The following is a 26,563-nucleotide window of genomic DNA, read 5'->3' as shown; positions in this document are numbered from 1 at the left end:
GATGCTTCGACTGCGCTCAGCATGACGTTCTTGTTTTAAACTCTCAACACCATGCCGCCCACCACCCGCCCCCTCGCCTACCGCCCCGGGCTGGATGCCGTGCGCGCCGTGGCCATTCTGCTAGTCGTCATCGGCCACTGGACGCTGCCGTCCTTCCCCATAAGCCTCATGGGCAGCATGACGTTTTTCGTCCTCAGCGGCTACTTCATCTCGGGCATCGTCTGGAAGCAGGAGGTGTACGTGGGCGCGCCCGGGCGCTGGCCGCGCCGGTTGGGCGTGTTCTACCTGCGGCGGTTGGTACGCACGCTGCCGCCCTACTACCTGTCGCTGGCCTTAGGCTTTGCGCTGCCGCTCGTCACGCTGCACCAGTACCCCGGTTGGTTTCTGGTGCCGGTTTCCAACCTCTTATTCTACCGCTTGCAGCACTGGGGCGAAGGCGTAGGCCACTACTGGACCATGGCCGTCGATGAGCAGTTTTACCTGCTGTGGCCGGTGCTGCTGGCCGTGGTGCCCAAGCGGGTGCGCTGGCTGACGCTGGTGGCCGCCGCCGGCCTGCTTTTCCGCATCACCTGGAGCACCTGGGTGCGGCCCAACCTGGCCTTCGCCCTCCTCCCCGGCTGCCTCGATTTATTCGCCGCCGGGGCCATCCTACGCCACGTCGAACAGTTGCCCATGGTGCGGCAACTGGCCCGCTTCCAGTGGGTCGTGCTGGCCTGGCTGGCCTGGGCCGCCCTCTGGGCCGCGCTCTACCTCACAGAGTCGCACTATACCTGGCAGCTCATCTACGCCAGCGCCGGCTGCCTGCCCGCCGCCCTCACCCTCAACTGGGCACTGCACCAGGCCACCCGCCCCGCCCATGAAAACCGCCTGCTCACCGCCCTGCGCTGGGTAGGCCAGCGCAGCTACGGCTGCTACCTCTATCACCTGTTGCTGCCCGTTTTCTACCAGCGGGCCGTGTTTAGGCTATTCCCGCTCACTGGCGAGCACGGCGCGAGCTTACGGGCGTTCTGGCTGAGCCCGGCCATGATGGCAATGGTGCTCCTGCCCTTGTTGCTGATAATGGCTGCTGCCTCTTGGCACTGGCTCGAAGCCCCGCTGAACCGTTGGAAAGAACGGCTGGCTTATTCTTGACAACGCCGTTGCGTTATTTCGCATTTTCATAACGACTTCAAATTCAATTCCATCCCGGGCTTATTCGGAAACCACCCGGCAAAATCCCCTACATTTGGCCTAACAAGCCCTTTGCACGCCAAAACCCAGCCCCGACATCATGCTCAACTACCTCATCAATTCTTTCAAGCGGAAAATGGCCCGCCGCATCACCCAAAAGCACCCCATGGTGCTCGATACGTTCGCCATTCCCGGCATCGGCAACGGGCAGGTGCAGTTTGCCAACTGGGAAAATCCGCTGGTTGAAAAGAAGGTGTTCACCAAGGAGACGGTCGATTTTTTCAAGAAATTCCTCCATCCCGGCGATTTCGCCATCGATATCGGAGCCAACATCGGCCACACCACCGTGCAGATGGCTTTGGCCACCGGCCCCACCGGCCTCACCCTCGGCTTCGACCCCAACCCCTACGTCTTCGAAATTCTGCAGCGCAATGCCACCCTCAACCCCGAGCTGGTGCACATCGGGGCACACAACCTCGCCATCTCCGAGCAGGACGACGAGTTCTACTACAACTCCTCCGAAGCCTCTTTCAACAACGGCGGCATCTCTAAAACGCCGAATAATAAACACGGCAAATATTCCCTCAGCACGAAAATAAAAGGCGTCAATCTGGAAGGCTTTCTGGAAAAAGAATACCCCGATTTTCTCCCGAAGCTCACGCTAATTAAAATCGACACTGAAGGCTACGATAAGGAAATTATCCGCTCTATTTCCAGCCTCATCACCAAATACAAACCCGTAATTATTTCCGAATGCTTCGGCAAGAACTCCGACGAGGAGAAATTTGAGCAGTTCAACCTGCTTGAATCTCTGGGCTATTCCCTCTTCTATTTCACCGACTTTGTTGCCACAACGGAAATCATTCCAATCAAGCGCAAAGAAGATATGTTGAAGTACAAGCACTTTGATTTTTACGCCACGCCCAATAGCTAGCCGCTACTCTCCGCTCCTGAGCAATTCCTTTCGAGACGCACGTTGTATCGGTTCCTAAAAATCAGCCTGACAATTCTCGTCGTCTGGTTTGTCGGCCACACGCTTATGTCATCGTTGACGGGTTAACTGATGAAGGGAAAACCGCCGATATAGCCGTTATACTGGGCAACAAAGTCAACGAAGATGGAACACTGTCGACCCGGCTGGAGCGGAGATTGGAATGCGGCCTCCAACTCTATCTTAAGGACCGGGCTAAAAAGCTGCTTGTCAGCGGCGGCTTGGGAAAAGAAGGGTTTTTGGAAGGCAGCAAAATGAAGGATTTCCTAGTCCTACATGATGTGCCCGACACGGCAATAATTGTTGACAACCACGGCGATAATACGCTCGCTACCGTAAAAAATACGCTCCGATTAAAAGACAGCTTAAATTTCCGGAGTGTACTGGTTGTCTCTCAATACTTCCATCTCACCAGAACCAAATTGCTGTTTCGTAAGCAGCATTTCAATGCCCTCAGTGGTGTGAGTCCGAAATACTTCGAACCCCGGGACGCTTATGCGCTACTGCGCGAATTCGTCGCTTATTACACAGAATAAAAAAGCCTCCGCTGAAATTTCAGCGGAGGCTTTTTTAATGAAATTCGACCAATTACCTAGTCCACATTGTCGTGCAGAAACCGGTTATCTCCCAGCAACTCATTATCATCCGATAAATTGAAGCGGGAGATATTCTGAGCCGAACTAGGTTCTACGTTTTCCAATTTCACCTGGCGACGTAGGTAAGCGGGTGTGTCGTATTGGCTCACCGCTTCGGGCGGCAGGCCGTTGCTCAGCTCCTGCAGGCGGCGGCGGCGCTCCAGCGCCTGCGCATCCATGGCCGGGCGGGGGCGGTGGGCCTCCGGGCCAGTTGCTGGCACCGGCGCGGGCGCGCTTGAGGTGAGCACGGGCTCGGTCGGAGCGCTGGCCGGAATGCCGGCCAACGGCGGCGCGTTGTGCGCCGAAGGGCCGTTCAAATCGTGCATTACGCGGGCCGGCTCCGGCGCGCCGAAGCTGGGCACAAATGGAGCCGAAGTGGCAGGCGTAGCAGGTGTTGCTTCCGGACGGGGCGTTTCGGCTACCGGGGCCGGCGCTACAATCGGCTCGTGCGCGGCAACGCCGCCCATTGCAGGCGTGGTGATGGAATGCGCATCGCGGGCAAAGCCCGTGGCAATTACCGTCACGCGAATGCTCTGGCCCAGGCTGTCGTCGATGCCGTGACCGAAAATCATTTCGGCGTCCTGCCCGGCTTTCTCCTGAATGTACTCCGTGATTTCCGTCAGCTCGTCCATTTCCAGCTCGTGCTCCACCCCCGACATGATGGAGAGCAGAATACGCTGGGCACCGTGAATGTCGGTGTTGTTGAGCAGCGGCGAGTTCAGCGCTTCCTCAGCGGCGCGGCGGGCGCGGTTTTCGCCTTCGGTCACGCTGCTGCCCATCACGGCGGCCCCGCTGTCCTTCATCACCGTTTTCACGTCTTCAAAGTCAACGTTCACATCGGCCGTTACCGTGATGATTTCGGCGATGGACTTGGCGGCCGTAGTCAGCACGGTATCGGCTTTGGCAAAGGCGGCGCCCATCGTCAGGTTGCCGTAAATCTGCGGCAGCTTGTCGTTGAGAATTACCAGCACCGTGTCGCAGTGCTCGCTCAGGGCCTTAATGCCTTCTTCGGCCTGCTGGCGCTTTTTCTTGCCCTCGAACATGAACGGGGCCGTTACGATGCCTACCGTGAGGATGCCCAGCTCCTGCGCTACCTGCGCGATTACAGGGGCTGCGCCGGTTCCGGTGCCACCGCCCATACCGGCCGTGATGAAGAGCATTTTGGTGCCTTGGTTCAGCAGGTCGCGGATTTGCTCTTTGCTTTCGATGGCAGCCTGACGGCCGCGCTCGGGCTTGGCCCCCGCGCCGAGACCTTCGGTCAGGTCAACGCCAATTTGCAGCTTGTTGGGCACCGTAGAGCTTTGCAGCGCCTGGTGGTCGGTGTTGCAGATGATAAACTCCACGTCCTTGATGCCCTGCTTGTGCATGTGCTTCACGGCATTGGAGCCACCGCCGCCAACCCCAATCACTTTGATGATGGACTTGCTCTGGGCGGGAATATCGAATTTGTAATTCATAATGGAATGGTTGAACGGGTGGATGGCTGAATTGTCAAACTGCAAATACTCTTGGTCAATAGCCGGCAAGAAATAATTTATTTCACCAACTATTGACCAATTAATTCATCAATTCAACAATCCGCCAATTCAACAGTCTTAATAAGATTTATCGTCGTAATCGTCAATCAGCAGCCCTTTGGTGCGGGTGATGATGTCCTTGAAGAAACGGCTGGCAGCACCGGGCTCCTTGGGCTTGGCGGGCTGCGGCGCGGGGGCCGGAGCCGCTGGCGTAGCAGCACGCGTTTCCACGGGCGCGGGCGCAGCCGGAGCTACAGGAGCAGCAGCGGCTGGCGCTGAGTAATAGGACGGCACGACCACCTGCTCCTCCTCGTAGCTGGGCCGCGAAATCTGGCGCTCATCGAGCGAGTGGTAGCCCGACAGCACGAGGCCCACGGTGGTAGCGTACATCGGCGACTTTACCGCTTCAATACGGCTCTTGCCAAGGTGCTGGTTGGGATAACCGATGCGGGTATCGAGGCCGGTGATGTATTCGGTGAGCTGCTCAAGGTTCTGGAGCTGCGAGCCGCCGCCGGTGAGCACGATGCCAGCCGACAGCTTGTCGTGCAGGCCCATGCGGTAGATTTCGGCATACACTAGTTCCATGATTTCCGACATGCGGGCCTCAATGATGTACGCCAGATTCTTCAGCGAAACTTCCTTCGGCGGGCGGTTGGGCAGGCCGGGAATGCTCACGATTTCGTAGTCGCTGGCTTCCTGGGCAATGGCTTTGCCGAATTTCACCTTCAGCTGCTCGGCCTGGCCGGGGGCTACGTTGCAGCCGGTTTTGATGTCCTGCGTGATGATGTTGCCACCGAAAGGCAGTACCGCCGCGTGGCGAATAATGCCATCCTTGAACACCGCCAAATCGGTGGTGCCGCCCCCGATGTCAATCAGGGCCACGCCGGCCTCCTTTTCCTCCTCCGAGAGGATGGACATGGAGCTGGCGAGCGGTTCGAGAATCAGGTCGGCGATTTCGAGGCCGGCCTTGGTCACGCACTTGTTGATGTTGTTGATGGCCGTGCTCTGGGCCGTGATGATGTGGAAGTTGCCTTCCAGGCGCACGCCTTCGTAGCCCACGGGGTCGGAAATACCTTCCTCGTAGTCCACTTTGTAGTCCTGCGGCATCACGTGGATGATTTGCGAGCCGGGCTGGGTCACCAGCCGGTACATGTCCTGCGTGAGGCGCGCCACGTCGTCCGGGCCAATGGTGTCGTGCGAGTTGCGCGTGATGCTGCCGTTGTGCTGGAGGCTCTTGATGTGCTGGCCGGCAATGCCGACGTTTACCACTCCAATGCTAATTCCGGACTGTTCTTCGGCCTGCCGAATGGCCCGTTTGATGGCGTCAACGGTCTTGTCGATATTGAGCACGATGCCGCGCGAAACGCCCTCCGACACGGCTTTGCCCATGCCCAGGATTTCGAGTTTGCCGAACTCGTTTTTGCGGCCCACCAGGGCGCAGATTTTTGTGGTACCAATGTCGAGCCCGACGACGATTTTGTCTTGTTGCATAGGATGCGGTGCTGGCGAGCAGTGAAAAAGCGGTGGGTTGGGAGTGAGATTTCCGGGCTTAAGAGCCTATTTTTCAGCGAATTGCTATTCGCAAATAATCTGATTTTGGTATTCGACGTTTACGCGGTGGTAGGTGTCCCACCCCAAAACTGACGGAATTTGACGGTAAAATACCATAAGCTTTGCGAATTTTTCAGAAATATTTTCGGGGAGCCCGAATTCGATACGTTGGTCGCCCACTTGCTGCGTGAACGACAGCTTGCCGCCGGGCTCAATAAACACCTCCGAAACCTGCGCTTTCCAGAATTCATGCTCGTCTACGTAGCGCAAAAACTCCAGGTAGCGCCGCCCGGTGCTGTCCTGGAAAAATCCAGTTGGCAGGCTGGCCCCGCCGGGCCGCGCCACGGTGGCTACGCGGGCCGTAAACAGTGGTGAAAGCGGCAGGGCATGCCCTTCGGCATCCACGTAGGTATCGAGGCGAGTGTCGGGATGCGTGAGGCGGGCGATGGGGCGATTTTGGCGCACATCGGCGTGCAGGTTGCCGGCCAGGTCGCGGTACACCTGGGCATCGCGCACGAAGGCATGCGCCTTCAGGCGGGCTTCCAGCACGCGCAGGCGCGGGCCCTCGGGCTGCGTGCCGATGACGGGCTCTTTGCCGCCCTTGGTGAGCAGGGCCGTGACGCCGCGCTCGGAGATGAAATAGTTATCGAACTCGTTGGCAATGTTCACCTTCACGGCATCGACCGAGCGGTTGGCCTGGCGCACGGCGGCAAAAGCGCCCAGCGCGCCCAGCACCAGCAGGCAGGCAGCGGCCACGAGTAAGTTTCTAACGGTGCGTTCCAAATGGTGGAGTGGTGGGGTTGTGGAGTGGTTGAATTTGTCGTCTGTCATCCTGAGCGGAGCGAAGGACCTTATCACGTTCGCATCAACAGAAGTCCTGCGAACCGTTCTTCCGTGATAAGGTCCTTCGCTCCGCTCAGGATGACAGAAGGCTATTATGGTGCTACTTCCACCGTTCCGTAAGTATCAGTTTAAGCTGCGGCACCAGCGTGTCGATATCCCCCGCTCCTACCGTGGCCAGCACGTCGAAGGACGTGTCGGTTTGGGCGGCGGCCAGGGCTTGTTCTTTGGTCACGAGGGCTTTGGTGGGAGCGGTAATTTCGGCCAGAAGCATTTCGGCAGTTACGCCGGGTAGCGGCTTCTCGCGGGCAGGGTAAATATCCAACAAAAGCACCTCATCTGCAATACTTAAGCTTTTGGAAAAGCCAGCCGCAAAGTCGCGGGTGCGGGTGAACAAGTGGGGCTGAAAAATGACGCGCAACCGCTTGGTGGGGTAGAGCGCCCTCACCGAACGCAGGAAGGCTTCGATTTCGCGTGGGTGGTGGGCGTAATCGTCTAAATAAACGTTTTCGGGCGCGGTGACTACGAATTCGAACCGGCGTTTTACGCCCCGGTAGGCGGCTACGGCGGCGCGTAGCTGCGCTTCGTTCAGGCCCTGCAACTGGGCCACGGCGGCGGCGGCCAGCATGTTCTCGACGTTGTGGTAGCCGGGCACCGCCAGTTCCAGGCCGTGCACGGTGCCTTCGGGGCGGTGCAGGTCGAAATGGAAGCGGTGGCCTTCGGCAGTGATGTTGGCGGCGTAAAGCTCGGGCCCTTGCTCCGGAGTGAGGCCGTAGCGGATGACGCGGGTACCGGGCGGCACGGCGGCGGCCACGCTGGCATCGGCAGTGTGGTTGAGGAGCAGTGTGCCGCCGGGCTTAATCTGGGCCACAAACTGGCGGAACGACTCAATCAGGGCTGACTGGTCGCCGTAGATGTCGAGGTGGTCGGCATCGGTGCTCGTGACGATGGCCACGTCCGGGAACAGCGTCAGGAAGCTACGGTCATACTCGTCGGCCTCGACCACGATGGGCGCCTCGGGCGTGGCGGGCAGCAGCAGGTTGCTGCCCAGGTTCACCGAAATGCCGCCGAGGAAGGCGCCGGCGTCGAGGCCGGCGTGGTGCAGCAGATGGGCCACCATGCTGCTGGTAGTAGTTTTACCGTGAGTGCCGGCCACCGCAATGGTGTAGCGGCCTTGGGTGAGCACGCCCAGTACCTGACTGCGCTTGCGGATGTCGTAGCCTTCAGCCCGGAGCCAGGCCCATTCCACGCTATCGGCCGGGATGGCGGGCGTGAGCACTACCAGCGTCTGGGCGCGGTTTTCGCGAATTTCGGCCGGGATGTTCTCCACGGCATCGGCGTAATGAATGGCGATACCTTCGGCGGTGAGGGCGCGGGTGAGGGGCGTTTCGGTCTTGTCGTAGCCACTGACGTGATGGCCGTTGGCGCGGAACCAGCGGGCCAGGGCCGACATGCCGATGCCGCCAATGCCTAGGAAGAAAACGTAGGGAAACTGGTTCAAATTCGAGGGGTGTTTATGCTCTTTCGAACGTCATGCCGAGCTTAATTAAGCTCGGCAATCCGCTACTTCTTAATCAACTTCAACAGCTCGTCCACAATTGTCACGGTCGCGTCGGGGCGGGCCAGCTCGCGGACGCGGGTGCTGAGCTGCTGCTGGCGCTCTGGGTCGGCGAGGAGGCGCAGGGCTTCGTCGTAGAGGCGTTCGGAGGCGTGCTCGTCGGTGATGAGGACGGCGGCGCCTTTGCTGACGAGGGCCAGCGCGTTCTTGGTTTGGTGGTCTTCGGCCACGTTGGGCGAGGGCACCAGGATGCTGGCCTTGCCGGTGAGGCAGAGCTCCGACACCGACAGCGCGCCGGCGCGGCTGATGACCACATCGGCGGCGGCGTAGGCCAGGTCCATGCGCTGGATGAACTCCAGGGCGTGGAGGCCAGCGGCCTGGTCGGCTTGCTGGCGGGCTTCGGGGAAGTAGAGCTTGCCGGTTTGCCAGAGGAGTTGGATGCCGGCTTCGCGCAGGCGCGGCAGGGCGGCGGCCGTGGCCTGGTTGAGGGTGCGGGCGCCGAGGCTGCCGCCCACCACCAGCAGGGTCTTCTTATTGGGGTCGAGGCCGAAGAATTTCAAGGCTTCGGCGCGGTCGCCGTGAGAAATTTCGGCGCGCACGGGGTTGCCAGTGAGCACAAGCTTATCGGCCGGAAAGAATTTCTCCATGCCGTCGTAAGCCACGCAAATTTTATTCACTCGCTTGGCCAGCAGCTTATTCACCAGGCCGGCATAGGAGTTCTGCTCCTGAATGAGCGAGGGAATGGCCCGCGAAGTAGCTGCCAGCAGCACCGGGGCCGAGGCGTACCCTCCTACCCCAACCACGGCATCGGGCCGGAATTCCTCAATCAGCTTCCCGGCCTTGCGGACCGAGCGAAACACGCGCACCGGAAACATCAGGTTCTGGGGCGTGAGGCGGCGTTGCAGGCCCGTGATGTCGAGGCCCACAATTTTGTAGCCGGCATCGGGCACGCGGGTCATCTCCATGCGGCCGTTGGCCCCCACGAAGAGGATTTCGGCATCGGGCAGGCGGCGGCGCAGCTCGTTGGCAATGGCCACGGCCGGGAAAATGTGCCCGCCCGTGCCGCCGCCGGAGATGATAAAACGAAGTGGGGAATTGGTCATGGGTAACGAAACGTCGGAGAAAGCGTCAGGCTGAGCATAGCCGCAACCTGACGGTGACCATTACGCATACTGCGCGCGCTGGCTGGGAATCCGGGCCGTGTCTTCCGGCTCGCCGGTCATGGGGCGGATTTCGCGCTCGCCGCGGCTTACGGCCAGGATGATGCCGATGCTGATGCCGGTGAAGATGAGTGAGGTACCGCCCATGCTCAGCAGCGGCAGCGGCAGGCCCGTGATGGGGCCTAGGCCCACGGCCACGCCCATGTTCACCAATGCCTGGAGTACAAGGCTGAAACTGAGGCCCGCCGAAAGCAGCCCGCCAAACGCGCCGTAGCTGTTCATCACCGTTTTCAGCCCCCGATAGAGGAAAGCGAGGTAGAGGAACAGGATGACGAACCCGCCCAGCAGGCCGTATTCTTCGATGATAACGGCGTAGATAAAGTCAGAATACGGGTGAGGCAGAATGTTGCGCTCGGTGCTTTTGCCGGGGCCCTTGCCCACGATGCCGCCCGTGGCAATGGCGATGTAGCTGTGCTCGAGCTGGAAAGGCGTTTTCTTCGTTTTGTCGGTGAAGTTGGTGACGCGCGACATCACCGTGCCCAGGCGCTGGCCGGCCGCGAGGCCCGCGCCACCCAGCACCACGAAAATGCCCACCATCACGGCCATGTGCTTGAGCGGCACCCGGCCGATGAACATGAGCAGCATGCAGGTGGCAAACAGCAGCAGCGCCGTCGAGGCGTTGCTCAGGATGATGAGGCTGCAAATGGTGCCCACCCACAGCATCACCGGCAGCAGCGTCGACTTGAAGTCATCGAGGTGCTGCTGGCGGCGACTGAGCATGCTGGCCAGGTGCGAAATCAGCGCCAGCTTGGCCAAGTCAGAAGGCTGGAAAGTCTGGTTAATCACCGGAATAGTCATCCAGCGCGACGCGCCGTTGGTTTCGCCACCCATGAAAAACGTGAACAGCAGCAGCGGCACGCTCAGCAGCAGCGCGTAGAGCGACCAGCGCGAATAATGACGGTAATCGGCGCGGTGGGCCAGCCACATGCACAGCAGCCCCAGCATAATCAGGCTGGTGTGCTTGAACAGGAAGGCTTCGGTGTTGCCATTCATCTTCTTATACGCCAGCGTGCCGGTGGCCGAATACACCACGGCAATACTGATGAAGGAGAACAGCAGCACGATGGCCCACAGAATGGGGTCGCCTTTGAGGTTGCGTTGCAGCCAGTCTTTCATGACAGTGAATGGATGAGTGAATGGGCGAGGAAGAGAATATTAGACAAGGAGCAATTTGCGAGTGAATGACGGGTTGGCAGTCACCTATTCACTTATTCGCTCCTTCACGCATTGAATGAACTGCCGGCCGCGGTCTTCGTAGTTTTTGAACAGGTCGAAGCTGGCGCAGCAGGGCGAGAGCAGCACCACATCGCCGGGAACGGCGAGGGCGGCGGCGCGGGCCACGGCATCGGCCATGCTTTGGGTTTCCTCTACGTGCGAAACGATGGGGTCAAACGCGGTGCGCAGCTTGGCGTTGTCCACGCCGAGGCAGATGAGGGCCTTCACGCGGTGCTCGGCCAGGTTGAGCAGGCTGCGGTAGTCGTTGCCTTTGTCGGTGCCGCCGGCAATCCAGATGATGGGCTGGTGGATGCCGTCGAGGGCGTACCAGGCGGCCTCCACGTTGGTGGCCTTGCTGTCGTTGATAAAGCGGACGCCCTTGATTTCGGCCACCAGTTGCAGGCGGTGGTCGGCGTTGTGAAAGGTGGCCAGCGCGGCTTCAATCTGCTCGGGTTCGAGGCCGGCCACGCGGGCAGCGAGCACGGCGGCCAGGGTATTCTGGCGGTTGTGCTGGCCGATGAGCGGCGAACTAGCGGTGTTCACCTCTACCCCACCGTCCTCGTCGATACCGGGCGTAAGGTTGGTGCAGAGCACGTCCTCCGACACATAGTAGCCGGCGAGGTGGATGTCGTGGCGGTGGTGCAGGCTGAAGGGCAGCTGGCGCGTTTGCAGGAAAGCCGACTGGAAATATTGGCCCGTCACCTCATCATCAGCATTATAGATAAAAGCCCCGCTGCTATCCAGGTTGCGGGTGATGCGCAGCTTGGCCTGGGCGTATTGCTCGAGCGAGTAACCGTAACGGTCGAGGTGGTCGGGCGTGATGTTGAGCAGGATGGCAATCCAGGGCTGGAAGTCGTGGGTGTCATCGAGCTGGAAGCTGCTCAGCTCCACCACGTAATACTCAAATTTGTCCTCGATTACCTGCTCAGCCAACGAAAAGCCCACATTGCCGGCCAGGCCCACGTTCAGGCCCGCCGATTTCAGCAGGTGGTAGGTGAGCAGCGTGGTGGTGGTTTTACCGTTGGTGCCGGTGATGCAGATGCACTTGGCACGGGTGTAGCGGCCGGCAAACTCAATTTCGGAAATAATGGGGGTGCCCTTCTCACGCAACGCCTGAATGACCTGCGCTTTTTCGGGAATGCCGGGGCTTTTCACCACCTCATCGGCGGCCAGGATTTTATCCAGCGAGTGCTGGCTCTCCTCGAAGGCGATGCCAGCCGCGGTGAGTTGCTGCTTGTAGTCGGGTTGAATGGGGCCGCGGTCGGACACGAAAACCGTGTGGCCCTTTGCCTGGGCCAGGAGGGCCGCGCCCACGCCGCTTTCGGCCGCTCCGAGGATTACAATGTTCATTCTTAGCGCAGTTTCAGGGTAACCAAGGTAATGACGGCCAGCATAATGCCCACAATCCAGAAACGGGACACGATTTTGGATTCGTGGTAGCCGAGCTTCTGGTAGTGGTGGTGCAGCGGCGACATGCGCAGCAGGCGGCGGCCCTCGCCGTACTTCTTGCGGGTGTATTTGAAGTAGCTCACCTGCACGATAACCGACAGGTTTTCAATCAGGAACACGCCGCATAGCACTGGAATCAGCAGCTCTTTACGCACGATGAGGGCCAGCACCGCAATGATGCCGCCCAGCGCCAGCGAGCCCGTGTCGCCCATGAAAACCTGCGCCGGGTAGCTATTATACCACAGAAAACCGATGCAGGCCCCCACGAAGGCGGTACAGAAAATAACCAGCTCGCCCGAATCGGGAATGAACATCACGTCCAGATAATCAGCCAATAAGGCGTTGCCGCTCACGAAGGCGAAGATGGCCAGCGTGACCCCGATGATGGCCGACGTGCCAGCGGCCAAGCCGTCGAGGCCGTCGGTAATGTTGGCGCCGTTGCTCACGGCCGTAATCAGGAAGATGACGATGGGGATGTAGAGGAAGCCGTAGAGGCCGTTGAAGAACGTGCCGGCCGTGGCAAACAGGTCGCCGTAGTTCAGCTCGTTGTTCTTCATAAACGGCACGGTGGTAATCATCAAGTGCACGTCTTTGAACACTTTACTGGCATCAACAGCCGAGAAGGTGCCGTTGGGCAACAGGTACTCGCGCACCGTGATTTCGTTGCTGTAGAACAGCACCCAGCCTACCGTGATGCCCAGGCCCACCTGGCCCAGTACCTTGAAGCGGCCGCTCAGGCCCTCCTTGTTCTTGCGAAAAACCTTGATGTAGTCGTCCAGAAAACCAATCAGGCCCAGCCACACCGTGCTCAAAATCATGAGAATGATGTAGATATTCCGCAGGCGGGCCAGCAAAATCACCGGCACCAGAATGGCCAGGATGATGATGAGGCCGCCCATGGTGGGAGTGCCTTTCTTCTCGTTCTGGCCCTGCAGGCCCAGGTCGCGGATGCTTTCGCCCACCTGCTTGCGTTGGAGCAGACGGATGAGGCGGTGCCCGAACGTTTGGGCAATGAGCAGAGAAATAACCACCGCCAAGCCGGCGCGGAACGTGGTGTACTGAAACACGCCGGTGCCCGCCAAGTGGAAATGTTCGTGCAGGTAACGGAAGAGGTAATAAAGCATTCGGGAATCGGTTAGCGTTGGGGCTTATTTGCCCAGCGCGGCAAAAGTTTCGGCAAGTACTTCCTTATCATCGAAGTGCGCTTTCACACCGCGAATTTCCTGATAATTCTCGTGGCCCTTGCCAGCTACCAGCACAATGTCGTGTGGGCCGGCCAGGCGCACGGCGGCTTCGATGGCCGCACGACGGTCGAGCACGGTCTGCACTTTAGCCGAATCCGGCGCGGTGACGCCGGCCTGCATCTGGGTCAGAATTTCGGTGGGGTCCTCGAAGCGGGGGTTATCGGACGTGAGAATGACCTTGTTGGAGAGCCGGGCGGCCAGGTTGGCCATGATGGGGCGCTTGGCCGCGTCGCGGTTGCCGCCGCAGCCCACCACCGTGATGATGTGCTGGCTGGGCTGGCGGATTTCGTGCAGGGTTTGCAGCACGTTTTCCAGCGCATCGGGCGTGTGGGCGTAGTCGATGATGCCCGTGATGCTTTGCGTGCCCGATACCACCGGCTCAAATCGGCCGGGCGCGGTAGTCAGGCCCGAGAGGATGGTGAGGACTTCGGTGGGCTCCTCCCCTAGCAGCACGGCCGCGCCGTACACGGCCAGCAGATTATAGGCGTTGAACACGCCGATGAGGCGGAACAGGATTTCGCGGCCGTCGATTTCAAGGTGCAGGCCGTGGACTTCGTTGGCCACCAGCTTGGCCCGGAAGTCGGCGGCCCCGCGCAGCGAATAGGTGGCGCGGCGGGCAGCGGTGTTTTGCAGCATCACCGGGCCGCGCTTGTCGTCAGCGTTGGTGAGGGCGAAAGCGGTTTTGGGCAGCGTGTCGAAAAAGGCTTTCTTGGCCTTCAGGTAGTTATCGAACGTGACATGATAGTCGAGGTGGTCGTGGGTGAGGTTGGTGAATACGCCCCCTGCGAAGCGCAGGCCCGTGATGCGGTGCTGGGCCACGGCGTGGCTGCTCACCTCCATGCAGGCGTGGGTGCAGCCAGCGGCCACCATGCGGGCCAGCAGCGCATTCAGCCGAATGGCGTCGGGCGTGGTGTGGGTGCTGGGGATGACCTCCTCGTCAATCTGGTTCTGCACCGTGCTCAGCAGGCCGGCGTGGTAGCCCAGCTCGCGCAGCAACTTGTGCAGCAGCGTGGCGCAGGTGGTTTTGCCGTTGGTCCCGGTCACGCCCACCAGCGTGAGCTGGCGCGAAGGATGCCCGTGAAACGCCGCCGCCACGTGGCCCAGCGCCTCGGCCGAATCGGCCACCAGCACGTAGGCCGTGGCGGGGTTCAGCACGGCCGGCAGCTCTTCGCAGATAACGGCGGCCAGGCCCTTCTCCACGGCACCTTCGATGAACTTATGCCCATCGGTGGCGGTGCCGCGCAGGGCGCAAAAAGCCACGCCCGGCCCGGCTTCGCGCGAATCCAAAGTGAGGCCGGTGATGGGCACATCAGTGGGGCCGTGCTGGGCCAGCACGTTCACGTCGGTGAGCAGGGAAAAGAGCGGCAGGGAAATCATTTTTGGAGTTATGAGTTAAAAGTTAGGCGTTAAGAGTTGGGGCATTTCGCATTTTCAACTCTTAACTTCTCCCTTTTAACTGATTCAGGCGCGGCGCACGGTAGGCTTAGCCGGCGCGGATTTTTTGGAGTTCTTATCCGCGGCGGGTTGGCGGGTGTTTTTTGACTTGTCGGCGACGTTAGATTTATCAGCAGCTTTTGCTCCGCCAGTTGCCGCAGATTTGGCAGCCGATGAGGCAGCGGCAGGCTTGGCCGTAGGCTTGCTGGCTTTGGCATTTGGTTTAACGCCAGCTGAGCGTTCGGCTACGGCGGGCTGCACGTGGGCTTTTTCGCCGTCGGCAAACGACTTGCGGGCTTTGGCCGGCTCCATGTCCACGGGCACCAGCAGTTTGTTCTCGGCAAGGTCAGTGTGCTCGGGCTCAGGCAAAGCCACCGGCGCAGCAATGCGCGGACCCGATTCTTCCAGCGTCAGCGTAATCAGGTCGCCGCGCTTGATGGGCGAGCCCGGGGCCAGCGACTGCTCGCGCACCCGGCCCGAACCCACGGCCTTTACGTGCAGGCCCCGGTTTTCGAGCAGGAACAGCGCATCGCGCAAACTCAGGCCACGGGCCATCGGCACGCGGTTGGGGCGCACCGGGTTCACCACCAGTGCCACGGTGCGGGCGTGGAAAGCGGTGTCGGAAGCGCCGCGCACCCACTCCTCGCCGCCAGTGGCCTGGGTGTTGCCCACCAAGCCCAGCTTCTGGCACACCAGCGCCAGCTCGTCCTGCATGCCGGCGCGCACCAGCGGCACGTGGCTTTTGTTCAGGCGGGCTTTGGCCAACAGTGGGCGCTGGCTCAGCAGGTCGCGGGCCATGCACTTGTCGGCCACTTCGCGGAACACCGGCGCGGCCACGTCGGCCCCGTAGATGCGGCCGTTGCGGGGCGAATCCACCACCACGATACAGCTGTACTTGGGCTTGTCGGCCGGGAAATAGCCGCAGAAGCTGGTCGAATACGTCTTGGTGTACTGGCCGTTCTTGAACTTCCAGGCCGTGCCGGTTTTGCCGGCAATGCTGTAGTCCTTGGGCCGGATGCTGCGAGCCGTGCCGGCCGTTACTACCCCTTCCATCATCGACTTCAATTTAGCCAACGTGGCATCGGAGCAAATTTTGGGGTTCAGCACCTTGGTTTCGTTGTGCTGCAGCACCTGGTCAGCCTGCTTGATTTCGCGCACAATCATGGGCTGCACTTTCACGCCGCCGTTGGCCACGGCGTTGTAGAGGGACAGGGTTTGCAGCGGGGCCAGCTTCAGTTCGTAGCCAATGCTCATGGTGGTGAGCGAGGTGCGGCTCCAGCTGCGGTCCTTGGTGTCCTTCACGTAGGGTATCGCCTCACCAGCCATCTGAAAACCCAGTGGCTTGTTAAGACCGAATTTCTTCAGGTAGTCGGTGTATTCGCTGGGGTTGCCCGAGAAGTACTTGTCGACCAGCTTGGCCACGCCGATGTTACTCGACTTCTCAAAAACCTGCTGCACCGTGATGCGGCCATAGCCGTGCGAGTCCGATTTCACGGCCCCGCCCACGTACATGCGGCCGTTGCCGGTGTCCACCATATCGTCGAGCGTCAGTTCGGGGTGGGCTTCAAACAAGGCCATCATCGAAGCCAGCTTGAAGGTCGAGCCCGGCTCCGTGCGGCCCTGGTCGGCGAAGGCGTAGTTGTAGTCTTCCTTATAGGTATCGTCCGACGCTTTTCCGAGGTTCGCCACGGCCTTGATTTCGCCGGTCGCCACTTCCATCAGAATCACGCAGCCATACTGGGCGTTATTATCGACCAGCGACTTGTAGAGGGCGTTTTCGGCCACGTCCTGCAGGTTGATGTCGAGCGTGGTTTTCACGTCGTAGCCCGGCAGGGGCTTGATTTCGGTGCCATCGTACACCGGCTTGATGCCGCCGGGCACGCGCTCAAACAGCGCCTCACCCGCTTTGCCGGCCAGGCTCTGCTCGAAGGTATACTCCAGGCCCGCGCCGTGGTGGTCCTCGTTCACAAAGCCGATGGTGCGCTGCGCCAGCCCGCCAAACGGCCGGAAGCGCTTGTCCACCTTCTCAAAAATGGCCCCGCCCCGGTTCCGCTTCTCGCGAAATACCGGCCAGGTCGCCATTAGCTTCTTTTCCTGAAAATTGATTTGGCGCGAGTTGAGGCGGATGTAGCGCTGCTTAGCCGAGTGCGCGTTCACCAGCCGGCGGCGGTACTCCTGCACGCTGCGGTCGCCAAAAAAGTGCGACAGGTGCCAGGCCAGCGAGTCAATCCCGGCCTTGAACACGCCATCCTCCACCACGCCCGGGTCCCAGGCTACGCGGTAGAACGGCAGCGAAGTCGCCATAATACTCTCGTTATCTGAGTAAATATTGCCCCGCGTGGCTGGCACCGACTGGTAACTGATACGCCGCTCCTGCTCCAAAGCGCGCCACTTAGCGCCTTCCTGAAACTGAATTTTGGTCGCCTTCCAAAAAATGGCACTTGAAAATACAGCTACCCCCAAAAAGGCCAGCCGTACCCGCGTCACTATCGACTTCTTAACACTTCCTTTCATCGGGAATGAGCTTTAACGGTCTGCTTATCTGCCGATTGTTTCTTGTGCGAGTTTGTACCCTTTTGTGCTTTATTCTTATTGTCGGGCTTATTCGACTTCTTACTATCGTTGTGCTTCGCAGCGGGACTTTTCGCCGCCCGAGGTGCGGCCACGGCTCGGTGCGAAGCCTGTGGGGCAGCTGCACTACGCGATGCTGGCGCAATTGGCACCGAGTCACCGTCCAGCGCCTGGGGCGGGGCAATAATTTCGGGGCCGCTGTCTACATCACCGCCATCGGTGGGATGCTTGCGGCCGGCCAGCTGGTCGGCGCGCAGGGCGGCGGTGGAGTCGCGGTCGGCGCGGGCGGCCAGGGTATCGGCCGTGAGCACTGGCATCAGCTCCAACTCAGCGGCGTCGAGGTGGCCGGCGGGCACGGTGATGCGGAAGGGCGGCGAGGAACTCTCTACCAAGCCAATGGCGGCCACTTTGCGGGCCACTTCGCTTTGCTTGCTGGCCTCCATGTAGTCCGATTTCAGGGTTGTGTAGTCGGCGCGCAAATCCTCGGTTTCCTGCTTGAGGCGCTGGATATTGCGGTTCATGCGGTTGCCGTAGTGCGTGTTGCCGATGTAAAGCAGCACCAGCAGCATCACAAACAGCAGGTGCGGCAGAAAGCGCACCGGCAGGCCTTCGCGGAACAATCCATCGACGCTCGTGGCCCGGTCGAGCAGCGAAAACAGGCTCCACGAGCTGCGCGGGGCAGTTTCGGCTTCGGGTTCGCGGCGGCGCTTCTCGCGTTTGGGGCGCGGCTCGGGCGCGGGCTCCGGTTCGGGGGCCACGTACTCGGCCACGGGCGGCGCGGGTGCTACCTCCGGCTCGGGCGCGGCTACCGGACGCGGCACGTTGGCGCGGCGCGGGGCATCGGTGGGACGGAGCGTGTTAGCGGCCATCGGCAAGTTCTAGTTTCTAATTGCAACCCGCAATTTAGCACTTCGGGCGCGGCTGTTCAACGCCACTTCGGCCGGGTCGGCTTCTTCGGGTTTGCGGTTCACGGCCTCAAAGGGCTTGCTTTCATTGCCAAAGAAGTCTTTTTCGACGGTGCCGAAAAATTTGCCCTTGGCAATGAAGTTTTTCACCAGCCGGTCTTCCAGCGAATGGTAGCTCATCACCACCAGCCGGCCGCCGGGGCGCAGTACGTCGGCGGTTTGCAGCAGCATCTCCTGCAAGGCCTGCATTTCCTGGTTTACCTCGATGCGCAGGGCCTGAAAAACCTGGGCCAGGTACTTGTTCTCCTTGCCGCGCGGCGTGCAGGGCTGAATGGCCTGCTTGAGCTCGGCAATGGTTTCGAGCCGGCGGCCACGGCGGGCGGCACCCACGGTAGCAGCCAGCGTGCGGGCATTGGTCACCTCGCCGTACATCCCGAAAATGCGGTGCAGGTCGGCTTCTTTATAATCGTTGAGGATATCGGCGGCCGTAAGTGGGCCGTCGGGGTCCATGCGCATGTCGAGCGGACCGTCGAAGCGGGTCGAGAAGCCGCGCTCGGGCGTGTCGAACTGGTGTGAGCTCACGCCGAGGTCGGCCAGCAGCGCATCCACGGGCAGCGCCCCGGCTTGCTGTAGCTCAGCGAATAAGTCCCGAAAGTTGGCTTTGATGAAGGTGAACTGCGGGCGGGCCAGTTTGGCCGCTTCGGCCTCTGCGTCAGCGTCCTGGTCGAAGCTGTAGAGGTGGCCTGTGGTCAGTTTTTCAAGGATGCGGGCCGAGTGGCCGCCCCCGCCGAAGGTGACGTCGACGTAGCGGCCATCGGGTTGCAAGTCCATGGCGGCCAGGCACTGAGCCAGCATTACGGGGCGGTGATAGGCCTGGTCGTTGTCGTATTCGCTCATGCTTAGGCAGCCAGGCCGGCGAGCGGCGGGGTTTCAACGGATAAGAATTTCTGCGCCAACTTACTAAAGCTCTGTTGGTCTTTGATAAGGAACTCGTCGTAGCGGGCCGGGTCCCAGATTTCACAGCGGTTGCCCAGGCCCACGATAATGGCCTCTTTCTCGATACCAGCGTAGCGCAACATGCTGCGTGGCAGCATGAAGCGGTTGATGCTATCCAGCTCGACCTCGGTCATACCCCGGAAAAAGTTGCGCTGAAACTGGCGGTATTCTTCGTTGAATTCGTCCAGCGCCATCACCTTCTCGTGAATCACGCGCCAGGCGGCGCGCGGGTAGAGCACCAGGCAGGGCTCGAAGCCGCGCACCAGCACCAGCTGATTGCCCGATTGCTCGGGCAGATTGCCCTTGACCTTGGCCGGCAACACCAGCCTCCCCTTGGGGTCGAGCTTGCATTCGTATTCGCCGGAGAGCAGGTTCATGGGCACGGGAGGCCGGGTGGGAAAACGGCGACATTAGCAAATGTACGGGAACCCCTGCGAAAATCAACCACGATTTACCATTTCCTACCACAAATGCAAAAAGGCCCTCCCAGCGTTTAAAACCAGTTTTCTCAGGCTTAATGTGCGTTGGCACCAGCCACAGTGCTGAGGGTTGAAGTAGACGATGGCTGGGGCAAAGAGGATTATGAGGTGAGTTGCAGGCGCGGGATATTGCACCTGCCTGGGCCGGATTCCATACGCCGGCCAAGCTGCACGGGGCCGTACCTTTGCAGTCGTTATGCGTCCTCATTCTCCGTTCCGTCGCCTCGTCAGTATTCTGCTGGCCGTGCTGGTGCTCATCACCTCGGTGGGCCTCACGGTGCAGCGCCTGACCTGCCGCATGAGTGGGCAGAGTACGGTGGCCATATCCGTAGCCGGGCGGGCCGAGCTGCGCGGCTGCACGGGCGAGCTGGCTCCGGCCACGCCCAAAGCCGCCGATGGCTGCTGCGATTTCAGCAAGCACGAGCACAAGCTGAGCAGCCCGGCGCACGAACTGGCCGCCAAAATTTTGGTACCGGCGCCGGCGCTGTTGACCACCGTGCCTGCGCTGAGCTGGCCGGTTTCGAAGGCCGCGGCATTTTCGCTGGCAGCGGCTGCCCCGCGCTGGTTTGCGGCCGACGCCTCGCCCCCGCCCCTCGGGGGCCGGGCGCTGCTGGCCTTTGTGTGCACCCTGGAAGTCTAGGTTTTTTCTGAGCTTTTCCCCTGCTGCATTAGTGGCGGAAGAAGCTGTTGCGTCTGCTTGCATAGACACTCCACCAGAAACACCTAACTTTCAGATATTATGCGACCTATCAGCGGCATTGTTCCGCATTTTATTATACCTGCGCTACTTACGGTTTGGCTGCCCACCGGACAAGTGGCTGCTCAATCGTCGGCCATTGCGCCGGTGCGCGGCGAGGTGACGGAGGCCGGCAAGGCTACTCCCCTGCCCGGCGCGGTGCTGCGCTGGCTCTACGACGCGGCCGAGGCCGGCGCACCGGTTATCACGACTACTTCAGATGCGGGCGGACATTTTGTGTTGGTGCGACCGGCGCGGGCGGCCTCGCGGCTGGTGGTGCAGGCGCTGGGCTACCGGCCCGATACGCTGGCCGTACCCGTGAGCGACGCACCCTACCTGCGGGTAGCCCTGCGCGCCGGGGCTGAGCTGGGCGAAGTGGTGGTAACCGACCGCGCCCCGGCCTACTCCTCCCTCACTCCGGCCAACGTGCAGATGATTTCCGGGCGCGACCTTACCAAGTCGGCCTGCTGCAACCTGGCCGAAAGCTTCGAAACCAACGCCTCGGTAGAGGTCACAACTTCCGACGCGGTTTCGGGGGCCAAGCAGATTCAACTGCTCGGGCTCGATGGCAGCTACTCGCTGCTGACCGTGGATAACCAGCCCGCCCTGCGCGGGCTAGCCGCCCCCTACCGCCTGGGCTACCTGGCCGGGCCGTGGATTGAGAACATCGAAATCATCAAGGGCACGGGCTCGGTGGTGAATGGCTACGAAGCCATTTCGGGCCAGGTGAACGTGAAGCTGAAGGAACCGGAAAAAACCGACCAACTGCTACTCAACGCCTACGCCAACGACCTGGGCAAATTCGATGTAAACCTGAACGCCTCCGCGCGCCTCAACCCGAAGTGGAGTACGGTGCTGTTGCTGCACACCGACCACCTCGGCAACCGCCTGGACCGCAACAAGGACGGATTCCTCGACCTGCCGCTGGCCACGCAGTTCAACGCTTTTAATAAGTGGAAGTACATCTCGGGCCACGGAATCGTAAGTGAGGTGGGGCTGGGCGCATTGCGCGAAACCCGGCAGGGCGGCCAGCTCGATTTCCGCGATACCGGCGAGGCGGCCTTCACCCAGAATTACGGTACCACGCAGGCTACCACCCGCTACACCGGCTACGCCAAAACCTCCTACACCTGGCCCGCGCGCCCTTTCCAGAGCCTGGGCCTGCTGCTAACCGGCACCGACCACGACTTCACCTCGCGGTATTCCTACGGCTACCAGACCCTGCACACCGACCACGACCCCAGCTTGCCGGCCTACCCCGTCACCAACCGCAGCTCGCGGGCTTACGATGGCACCCAGCGCACGGGCCAGGCCACGCTGCTGTTCCAGAGCGCGCTGGGCAATACGGCCCACGTGTACCGCACCGGCCTGAGCTTCCTCTACGACAACTATGATGAGCGCCTGACTGCCGGCCGCAGCTACCTCACCGACACACCGGCCAGCGTGGAGGCCCGCGAGCACCGCACCCGCCGCGAACTGGTGCCCGGCGCCTTCGCCGAGTACACCTACCAGAACAGCCGCAACCTGACCGTGGTAGCTGGCCTGCGCGCCGACCGCCACAACCTCTACGGCTGGCAACTCACGCCCCGCCTCAACGTGAAGTACGACGTACTGAAAAACACCATATTGCGAGCCGCCGCCGGCAGTGGCTTCCGCGTGGCCAACCCCATTGCCGACAACGCCGCCATGCTGGCCAGTGCCCGCGAGTTTGTCATCGCCCCCGGCCTGCGGCCCGAAAAAGCATGGAACCTGGGCGGCAGCGCCACCCAGTATTTCACGGCGCTGGGCCACCCGGCCACGTTCATTCTCGACTACTACCACACCGAGTTTGTGAATCAGGCAGTGGCCGACATGTACACCGACCCCGGCATCATTTCCATCGACAACCTCCAGCCGGGTGGCCGTTCCTTCGCCCGTAGCCTGCAAGCCGAGCTTCAGGTGGAACCCGTGAAAGGATTGCAAGTGAAGGGAGCATACAAATACCTGGATGTGCGTAGCACCTACGGAAACAGCCTGTTGTCCAAGCCCCTCACTCCTGCCCACCGTGCCTTCCTTAACCTGGGCTACGCCACTGCCTTCGATAAATGGCGCGCCGATTTTACGGTGCAATGGTTTGGGCAGCGGGCGCTGGCGCACATCACCGACGAGCATGCTCACGGCACGGGGCAGGTGTATGCCCCCACAACTGCCCCGCGCTACGCCCTGCTCAACGCCCAGCTGACGCGGGCTTTCAAGCGCTTAGAAGTGTATGCGGGGGTAGAAAACCTTGCCAACTACCGCCAGCCCAACCCCATTGAGGGCGCGGCCAACCCATTTGGGCCCACCTTTGATGCCGCCATGGTGTGGGGGCCGGTCTACGGCCGCCTCACCTATGCGGGCCTGCGCTACCGCATCGAATAAAGTGCGGGAAGCGTTAGCTGAAGTTTCCCGCGCAATCAATTTTTCCGGCAGCAATTTTGTTAGGTTGCCGTCACCCGCTTTTAATTTTCAATAATGAAATTCCTCCTCCCGCTTTCGCTTTCATTGTTCACGCTGCTCAGCTTCTCGCCCAGTGCCCAGGCCCAGACCGCTCCGGCCGCCGCACAAGCCGCCCCAAAAGGCATGGCCACGGCGCAGTTCAAAACCTCGGCCGTGTGCGACATGTGCAAGGCCCGCATCGAAAAGAGCCTGGCCTACGAAAAAGGAGTGCAAAGCGCCGTGCTCGACGTGCCCACCAAAGTCCTCACCGTGACCTATAAGGCCGACAAAACCACGCCCGCCGCCCTGCGTACCGCCGTACAAAAAACCGGCTACGACGCCGACGAGCTCACCGCCGACGCCCGCGCCTACAACCGCCTGCCCGATTGCTGCAAAAAGACCAACGCAGTCCACTAGAGCACGGATTGGCTGCGCCGAACTTCGTTTCGCTCGGATTTTTCGGATGTACTTCACCAAACAAAAAAGCCGCTTTAATGAGCGGCTTTTTTGTTTGAACAGATAATCTGTGGGCTAGTAAAACGGTTCCGCTTCCTGTAGCCGCCGGGTCACGTAGGCCCCGGCAGGCGTCACGATTCCGGCCAGGAAATGCGCGACTAGGGTATGGTGCATCTGGGCAGGCGACAGGAACTCGGCATCGGCGGTGCGGAGGTTGCGCATCTGCTGCTGCCAGAGGCGCGCCAGGAAATCTACATCAAGGCCTTCCTGATACAGCTGCTGGGCAATGCCCTGGCACAGGTTGGCCCGCACGTAGGCGAACATGTGGGCGTTGCGCTGCGCCTGCCACTGTTGCCATACGGCGGGATACAGCACTTCGGCATCCCGAAAAAATGCCGTGTTGCCTTGCGCCATTTTCTGGTTGACCAGTACCCGCACCGCCAATAGCTCTTCGACAGCGGTAGAGCATTGCCGGCGCAGCTGCTCCAGCTCGGCGCGCATCTGCTCACCGTAGCTTTTGAGTACGGCCTGCACCAGCGCTTCCTTGCCAGCCGGAAACTCGGCGAGGACGACGCTTTCGGGCAGGTCGAGACGAGCGGCCACATCCGCCATCGACACGGCCGCGATGCCAGCCTGGAAGTACAGCGTCTGCGCTATTGCAACGGCGTGGGAACGGTCCAGCGCACCGGGTGGCTCGGCTAAGGCAGTGGATGATATGAGCATGGCTGACAAAGAGAATAAAGGAGCACCCGCAATTGATGACACCCGCCTATAAGACGCCTTTAAGACGTGTTTGGTGGCATTCTGTGTATTCTGCCAACGGCAGAAATCTACGGGTGGGCCACTTTTCAACCCCAAACGGCCCGGTACATCGTTCAACCGCCATGCCGCACCCGGTGCAAAACCCAAAGCCTCGCGTCCACGAAATCCGTAGAATTCGAAAAATCCGGCCTAAACGGAATTCGGCGCAGCCAACCCATGGTCACTATTTGGCCCGCCACAGCCGCCACCAGGGCAAATACGGCTGGTCATGGTGTTCGTAGTGATAGCCAAAGAAATAGCAGCTTACAAACGCCCAAACGTGATGCCGAAACTGGCTGCGCGACTTGTGCGGATTATCTGCCGCGTGTTCGCCCCGGTGCGGCAGGTAGGTCCCGAAAAAAAATAGCTGCAGGGTGGCCAGCACTGCCGGTATCATCCAGAAAGCAATGACGTTAGCCTGGGGGAAGAATAATTTGAGCACATTGTAGGTGGCAGCCATCAACAGTATCTGCCACCAGGTCACGTAGTTCCAGGCGAACCGCACGAACCACGGCAGAAACCCGGGATGGCGGCCGTCGTGAAAATCGGGGTCTTCCTGGGTACCCACATGGCGGTGGTGCGCGTGGTGCTTAGGCAGCTGCCCGGGAAACCAGTTGTAGGCAAAAAGCCCGGCAGCCAGCGTGCCCAATACGTTGTTAAGGCGCTTGTTGGGGCTCACCACGCCGTGCATGGCATCGTGCGCGGTAATGAATAGACCCGTGTAGAGGTGGGTTTGCAGCAGGGCCAGCAGATAGGGCGCGGGTGAGTACCAGTCGGGCTGGTACCGGGCAAGCAGGAAGCCCAGCAACACGGCCCACAGCACCACAATCAGCCCGCCAATGGCCACGCCGGTAGTGCCGACGGGCGCTGGCGCTACGCGCTTGGCGGGAATGGCTGCGGTAGAACTCATATTCTATTCAACATCTCTTCTTCCGAAGAATAATATTTCAGCAACTCTCTGAGTCCAAGTATATCTAATGTTGTAATAATTGCCTCATTCGCATCACACAGTATCAATTCACCTCCCCTATCATTCAAGTCAGAAGCGTGTGCAATTACAATTGCAAAAGCAATATCCATCAAGCCAATAACACGGCTTAATGAAAAAATCGAATTATACACTTTATTATTTGTGAATAATTTAAGGATGCAATCCAAAGGCATAATCATTCTCTCTAAATCAATTTCACTTTCGTAATTAATAGGTTGGATATAAACATAGTCTTTACCTGCTAATGTGTAACGCTTAGCCATGAAGCATTTTGCCAACTCTTTATCGGCAGAATATTCCTGCAAAGCAGCGTCTATCACATCCATAATGAACACTTAAAAACATTACAAACTCAGCAGCCGCTCGCGCACCTGCTCCATCAGCCACATCGGGGTACTGGTGGCCCCACAGATGCCAACCGACTGGCCTGGCCGGAACCAGGCCGCGTCGATTTCGGCCACGTTGGAGATGAAGTGCGTGAGCGGATTGGTTTCCTTGCACACTTGGTAGAGCACCTTGCCATTGGAGCTTTTGGTGCCCGATACGAACACAATCTGGTCGTACTGCGCGGCAAAGCGGCGCAGGTCCTTGTCGCGGTTGCTCACCTGCCGGCAGATAGTGTCGTTGGCATTCACCTGGTAGCCTCGCGTTTCCAACTGATTCTTAATGTTGTAGAAGCTGTTGGTACTCTTGGTAGTCTGGCTGTAGAGGGTAATATTTTCGGGCAGCTCGTGGCTCAACAGCTCATCGAGGCTTTCAAATACCACGGCGTTGCCGCTGGTCTGGCCCAGCAGGCCGAGTACTTCGGCGTGGCCGTGCTTGCCGTAGATGAAGATTTGCTCCTTCTTGTCGTAGCTGGCTTTGATGCGGTTTTGCAGCTTCAGCACCACCGGGCAGCTTGCGTCAATCAGGGTCAGGTTGTTTTCCAGCGCCATCTGGTAGGTGGCCGGGGGCTCGCCGTGGGCCCGAATGAGCACGGCTTCATCCCGCAGCTCGGCCAGCCGCTCGTGGCAGATGATGCGCAGGCCCCGCTCTTCGAGGCGCTGCACTTCCTCGTCGTTGTGCACGATATCGCCCAGGCAATAAAGGTAACCCTGCTCATCGAGCAGGTCTTCAGCCATTTGAATGGCGTAAATCACGCCGAAGCAAAAGCCGGAGTTGGGGTCAATTCGGACGCTGAGCGACAGGTTCGGCATAGGACCTCAGTAACCAGCAACATACCCGCAAGGTTGCGTAAAAAGGCTGGGTGGCCTAAAATACGTAAACCTGCTCTATTTCAGTTTGAACCTAGCCGGAATAACGCAGTAAGTTCGAGTGCTGGCGTTGGCACAGTTGAGCGTAGGCACC

At 60.1% G+C, this 26,563-nt stretch carries 23 protein-coding genes; 6 read left to right on the top strand and 17 right to left on the bottom strand.

Annotation, left to right across the window (positions count from 1 at the left end):
* Positions 1–51 precede the first annotated feature (51 nt).
* The 3 genes from ACYVM5_RS16285 (at position 52) to ACYVM5_RS16275 (ending at position 2,697) form a co-directional block, all read left to right on the top strand.
* On the top strand, positions 52–1,131 hold the full coding sequence (locus ACYVM5_RS16285) for an acyltransferase family protein (RefSeq protein ID WP_460619161.1): 1,080 nt from the start codon (positions 52–54) through the stop codon (positions 1,129–1,131).
* Between the two features lie 139 nt (positions 1,132–1,270).
* Complete coding sequence (locus tag ACYVM5_RS16280; protein ID WP_460619160.1) at positions 1,271–2,104, top strand: class I SAM-dependent methyltransferase; 834 nt, start codon at positions 1,271–1,273, stop codon at positions 2,102–2,104.
* Positions 2,105–2,127: 23 nt separating this feature from the next.
* A complete protein-coding gene (locus tag ACYVM5_RS16275; RefSeq protein ID WP_460620193.1) occupies positions 2,128–2,697 on the top strand; it encodes a YdcF family protein in 570 nt (189 codons plus the stop codon).
* Between the two features lie 56 nt (positions 2,698–2,753).
* Here the strand turns inward: ACYVM5_RS16275 and ftsZ are convergent, their stop codons facing one another.
* From ftsZ to mraZ, 13 genes are all read right to left on the bottom strand, one after another.
* Positions 2,754–4,253 (bottom strand): cell division protein FtsZ, encoded by a 1,500-nt coding sequence (gene ftsZ, locus ACYVM5_RS16270; protein ID WP_460619159.1) that lies wholly within the window; start codon positions 4,251–4,253, stop codon positions 2,754–2,756.
* Positions 4,254–4,391: 138 nt separating this feature from the next.
* Entirely contained in the window at positions 4,392–5,804 is a 1,413-nt protein-coding gene (gene ftsA / locus ACYVM5_RS16265; RefSeq protein ID WP_460619158.1) for a cell division protein FtsA, read from the bottom strand.
* Positions 5,805–5,888: 84 nt separating this feature from the next.
* Positions 5,889–6,647 (bottom strand): cell division protein FtsQ/DivIB, encoded by a 759-nt coding sequence (locus ACYVM5_RS16260; protein ID WP_460619157.1) that lies wholly within the window; start codon positions 6,645–6,647, stop codon positions 5,889–5,891.
* 160 nt (positions 6,648–6,807) lie between these two features.
* Complete coding sequence (gene murC, locus ACYVM5_RS16255) at positions 6,808–8,205, bottom strand: UDP-N-acetylmuramate--L-alanine ligase (RefSeq protein ID WP_460619156.1); 1,398 nt, start codon at positions 8,203–8,205, stop codon at positions 6,808–6,810.
* A gap of 62 nt (positions 8,206–8,267) precedes the next feature.
* On the bottom strand, positions 8,268–9,365 hold the full coding sequence (gene murG / locus ACYVM5_RS16250; protein ID WP_460619155.1) for a UDP-N-acetylglucosamine--N-acetylmuramyl-(pentapeptide) pyrophosphoryl-undecaprenol N-acetylglucosamine transferase: 1,098 nt from the start codon (positions 9,363–9,365) through the stop codon (positions 8,268–8,270).
* 60 nt (positions 9,366–9,425) lie between these two features.
* A complete protein-coding gene (locus ACYVM5_RS16245) occupies positions 9,426–10,598 on the bottom strand; it encodes an FtsW/RodA/SpoVE family cell cycle protein (RefSeq protein ID WP_460607688.1) in 1,173 nt (390 codons plus the stop codon).
* Positions 10,599–10,682: 84 nt separating this feature from the next.
* Positions 10,683–12,047, bottom strand: coding sequence for a Mur ligase family protein (murD, locus tag ACYVM5_RS16240; RefSeq protein WP_460619154.1), 1,365 nt, complete (start codon positions 12,045–12,047; stop codon positions 10,683–10,685).
* Between the two features lie 2 nt (positions 12,048–12,049).
* Positions 12,050–13,270 carry a phospho-N-acetylmuramoyl-pentapeptide-transferase gene (gene mraY, locus ACYVM5_RS16235; RefSeq protein WP_198068869.1) on the bottom strand — a complete coding sequence of 407 codons (1,221 nt, stop codon included), beginning with the start codon at positions 13,268–13,270 and terminating at the stop codon, positions 12,050–12,052.
* Positions 13,271–13,294: 24 nt separating this feature from the next.
* On the bottom strand, positions 13,295–14,767 hold the full coding sequence (locus tag ACYVM5_RS16230; protein ID WP_460619153.1) for a Mur ligase family protein: 1,473 nt from the start codon (positions 14,765–14,767) through the stop codon (positions 13,295–13,297).
* 84 nt (positions 14,768–14,851) lie between these two features.
* Positions 14,852–17,338, bottom strand: a complete 2,487-nt coding sequence (locus tag ACYVM5_RS16225) for a penicillin-binding protein (RefSeq protein ID WP_460619152.1) — start codon at positions 17,336–17,338, stop codon at positions 14,852–14,854.
* Complete coding sequence (locus ACYVM5_RS16220) at positions 17,335–18,264, bottom strand: FtsL-like putative cell division protein (RefSeq protein WP_460619151.1); 930 nt, start codon at positions 18,262–18,264, stop codon at positions 17,335–17,337. The genes ACYVM5_RS16225 and ACYVM5_RS16220 overlap by 4 nt, the downstream gene beginning before the upstream one ends.
* Positions 18,265–18,273: 9 nt before the next feature.
* On the bottom strand, positions 18,274–19,197 hold the full coding sequence (rsmH, locus tag ACYVM5_RS16215) for a 16S rRNA (cytosine(1402)-N(4))-methyltransferase (RefSeq protein WP_460619150.1): 924 nt from the start codon (positions 19,195–19,197) through the stop codon (positions 18,274–18,276).
* Positions 19,198–19,199: 2 nt separating this feature from the next.
* Entirely contained in the window at positions 19,200–19,673 is a 474-nt protein-coding gene (gene mraZ / locus ACYVM5_RS16210) for a division/cell wall cluster transcriptional repressor MraZ (RefSeq protein WP_460619149.1), read from the bottom strand.
* Positions 19,674–19,971: 298 nt separating this feature from the next.
* Here mraZ and ACYVM5_RS16205 point away from each other — a divergent pair, with 298 nt between their 5' ends.
* From ACYVM5_RS16205 to ACYVM5_RS16195, 3 genes are all read left to right on the top strand, one after another.
* Positions 19,972–20,415, top strand: a complete 444-nt coding sequence (locus ACYVM5_RS16205) for a hypothetical protein (RefSeq protein WP_460619148.1) — start codon at positions 19,972–19,974, stop codon at positions 20,413–20,415.
* Positions 20,416–20,514: 99 nt separating this feature from the next.
* Positions 20,515–22,911, top strand: a complete 2,397-nt coding sequence (locus ACYVM5_RS16200; protein ID WP_460619147.1) for a TonB-dependent receptor — start codon at positions 20,515–20,517, stop codon at positions 22,909–22,911.
* 93 nt (positions 22,912–23,004) lie between these two features.
* Complete coding sequence (locus ACYVM5_RS16195) at positions 23,005–23,385, top strand: heavy-metal-associated domain-containing protein (protein ID WP_460619146.1); 381 nt, start codon at positions 23,005–23,007, stop codon at positions 23,383–23,385.
* A 114-nt stretch (positions 23,386–23,499) separates the two neighbouring features.
* Here the strand turns inward: ACYVM5_RS16195 and ACYVM5_RS16190 are convergent, their stop codons facing one another.
* The 4 genes from ACYVM5_RS16190 to ACYVM5_RS16175 form a co-directional block, all read right to left on the bottom strand.
* Positions 23,500–24,147 carry a TetR/AcrR family transcriptional regulator gene (locus ACYVM5_RS16190; protein WP_460619145.1) on the bottom strand — a complete coding sequence of 216 codons (648 nt, stop codon included), beginning with the start codon at positions 24,145–24,147 and terminating at the stop codon, positions 23,500–23,502.
* A 262-nt stretch (positions 24,148–24,409) separates the two neighbouring features.
* Complete coding sequence (locus tag ACYVM5_RS16185; RefSeq protein ID WP_460619144.1) at positions 24,410–25,135, bottom strand: fatty acid desaturase family protein; 726 nt, start codon at positions 25,133–25,135, stop codon at positions 24,410–24,412.
* Positions 25,132–25,536 carry an STAS domain-containing protein gene (locus ACYVM5_RS16180; protein WP_460619143.1) on the bottom strand — a complete coding sequence of 135 codons (405 nt, stop codon included), beginning with the start codon at positions 25,534–25,536 and terminating at the stop codon, positions 25,132–25,134. Before ACYVM5_RS16180 ends, ACYVM5_RS16185 begins: the two co-directional genes overlap by 4 nt.
* Before the next feature lie 24 nt (positions 25,537–25,560).
* Positions 25,561–26,412, bottom strand: coding sequence for a 4-hydroxy-3-methylbut-2-enyl diphosphate reductase (locus ACYVM5_RS16175; protein WP_460619142.1), 852 nt, complete (start codon positions 26,410–26,412; stop codon positions 25,561–25,563).
* Positions 26,413–26,563: the final 151 nt, after the last annotated feature.

This window comes from Hymenobacter ruber, assembly GCF_054783255.1.
The sequence above is the reverse complement of the archived record's forward strand: the minus strand, read 5'-3'. Positions and strand labels throughout refer to the sequence as shown.

Coding starts and splice junctions, on each gene's coding strand:
- ACYVM5_RS16285 (WP_460619161.1), top strand. CDS start 52: ATGCCGCCCACCACCCGCCCCCTCGCCTACCGCCCCGGGCTGGATGCC.
- ACYVM5_RS16280 (WP_460619160.1), top strand. CDS start 1,271: ATGCTCAACTACCTCATCAATTCTTTCAAGCGGAAAATGGCCCGCCGC.
- ftsZ (WP_460619159.1), bottom strand. CDS start 4,253: ATGAATTACAAATTCGATATTCCCGCCCAGAGCAAGTCCATCATCAAA.
- ftsA (WP_460619158.1), bottom strand. CDS start 5,804: ATGCAACAAGACAAAATCGTCGTCGGGCTCGACATTGGTACCACAAAA.
- murG (WP_460619155.1), bottom strand. CDS start 9,365: ATGACCAATTCCCCACTTCGTTTTATCATCTCCGGCGGCGGCACGGGC.
- ACYVM5_RS16245 (WP_460607688.1), bottom strand. CDS start 10,598: ATGAAAGACTGGCTGCAACGCAACCTCAAAGGCGACCCCATTCTGTGG.
- murD (WP_460619154.1), bottom strand. CDS start 12,047: ATGAACATTGTAATCCTCGGAGCGGCCGAAAGCGGCGTGGGCGCGGCC.
- mraY (WP_198068869.1), bottom strand. CDS start 13,270: ATGCTTTATTACCTCTTCCGTTACCTGCACGAACATTTCCACTTGGCG.
- ACYVM5_RS16230 (WP_460619153.1), bottom strand. CDS start 14,767: ATGATTTCCCTGCCGCTCTTTTCCCTGCTCACCGACGTGAACGTGCTG.
- ACYVM5_RS16225 (WP_460619152.1), bottom strand. CDS start 17,338: ATGAAAGGAAGTGTTAAGAAGTCGATAGTGACGCGGGTACGGCTGGCC.
- ACYVM5_RS16220 (WP_460619151.1), bottom strand. CDS start 18,264: ATGGCCGCTAACACGCTCCGTCCCACCGATGCCCCGCGCCGCGCCAAC.
- rsmH (WP_460619150.1), bottom strand. CDS start 19,197: ATGAGCGAATACGACAACGACCAGGCCTATCACCGCCCCGTAATGCTG.
- mraZ (WP_460619149.1), bottom strand. CDS start 19,673: ATGAACCTGCTCTCCGGCGAATACGAATGCAAGCTCGACCCCAAGGGG.
- ACYVM5_RS16205 (WP_460619148.1), top strand. CDS start 19,972: ATGCGTCCTCATTCTCCGTTCCGTCGCCTCGTCAGTATTCTGCTGGCC.
- ACYVM5_RS16200 (WP_460619147.1), top strand. CDS start 20,515: ATGCGACCTATCAGCGGCATTGTTCCGCATTTTATTATACCTGCGCTA.
- ACYVM5_RS16195 (WP_460619146.1), top strand. CDS start 23,005: ATGAAATTCCTCCTCCCGCTTTCGCTTTCATTGTTCACGCTGCTCAGC.
- ACYVM5_RS16190 (WP_460619145.1), bottom strand. CDS start 24,147: ATGCTCATATCATCCACTGCCTTAGCCGAGCCACCCGGTGCGCTGGAC.
- ACYVM5_RS16185 (WP_460619144.1), bottom strand. CDS start 25,135: ATGAGTTCTACCGCAGCCATTCCCGCCAAGCGCGTAGCGCCAGCGCCC.
- ACYVM5_RS16175 (WP_460619142.1), bottom strand. CDS start 26,412: ATGCCGAACCTGTCGCTCAGCGTCCGAATTGACCCCAACTCCGGCTTT.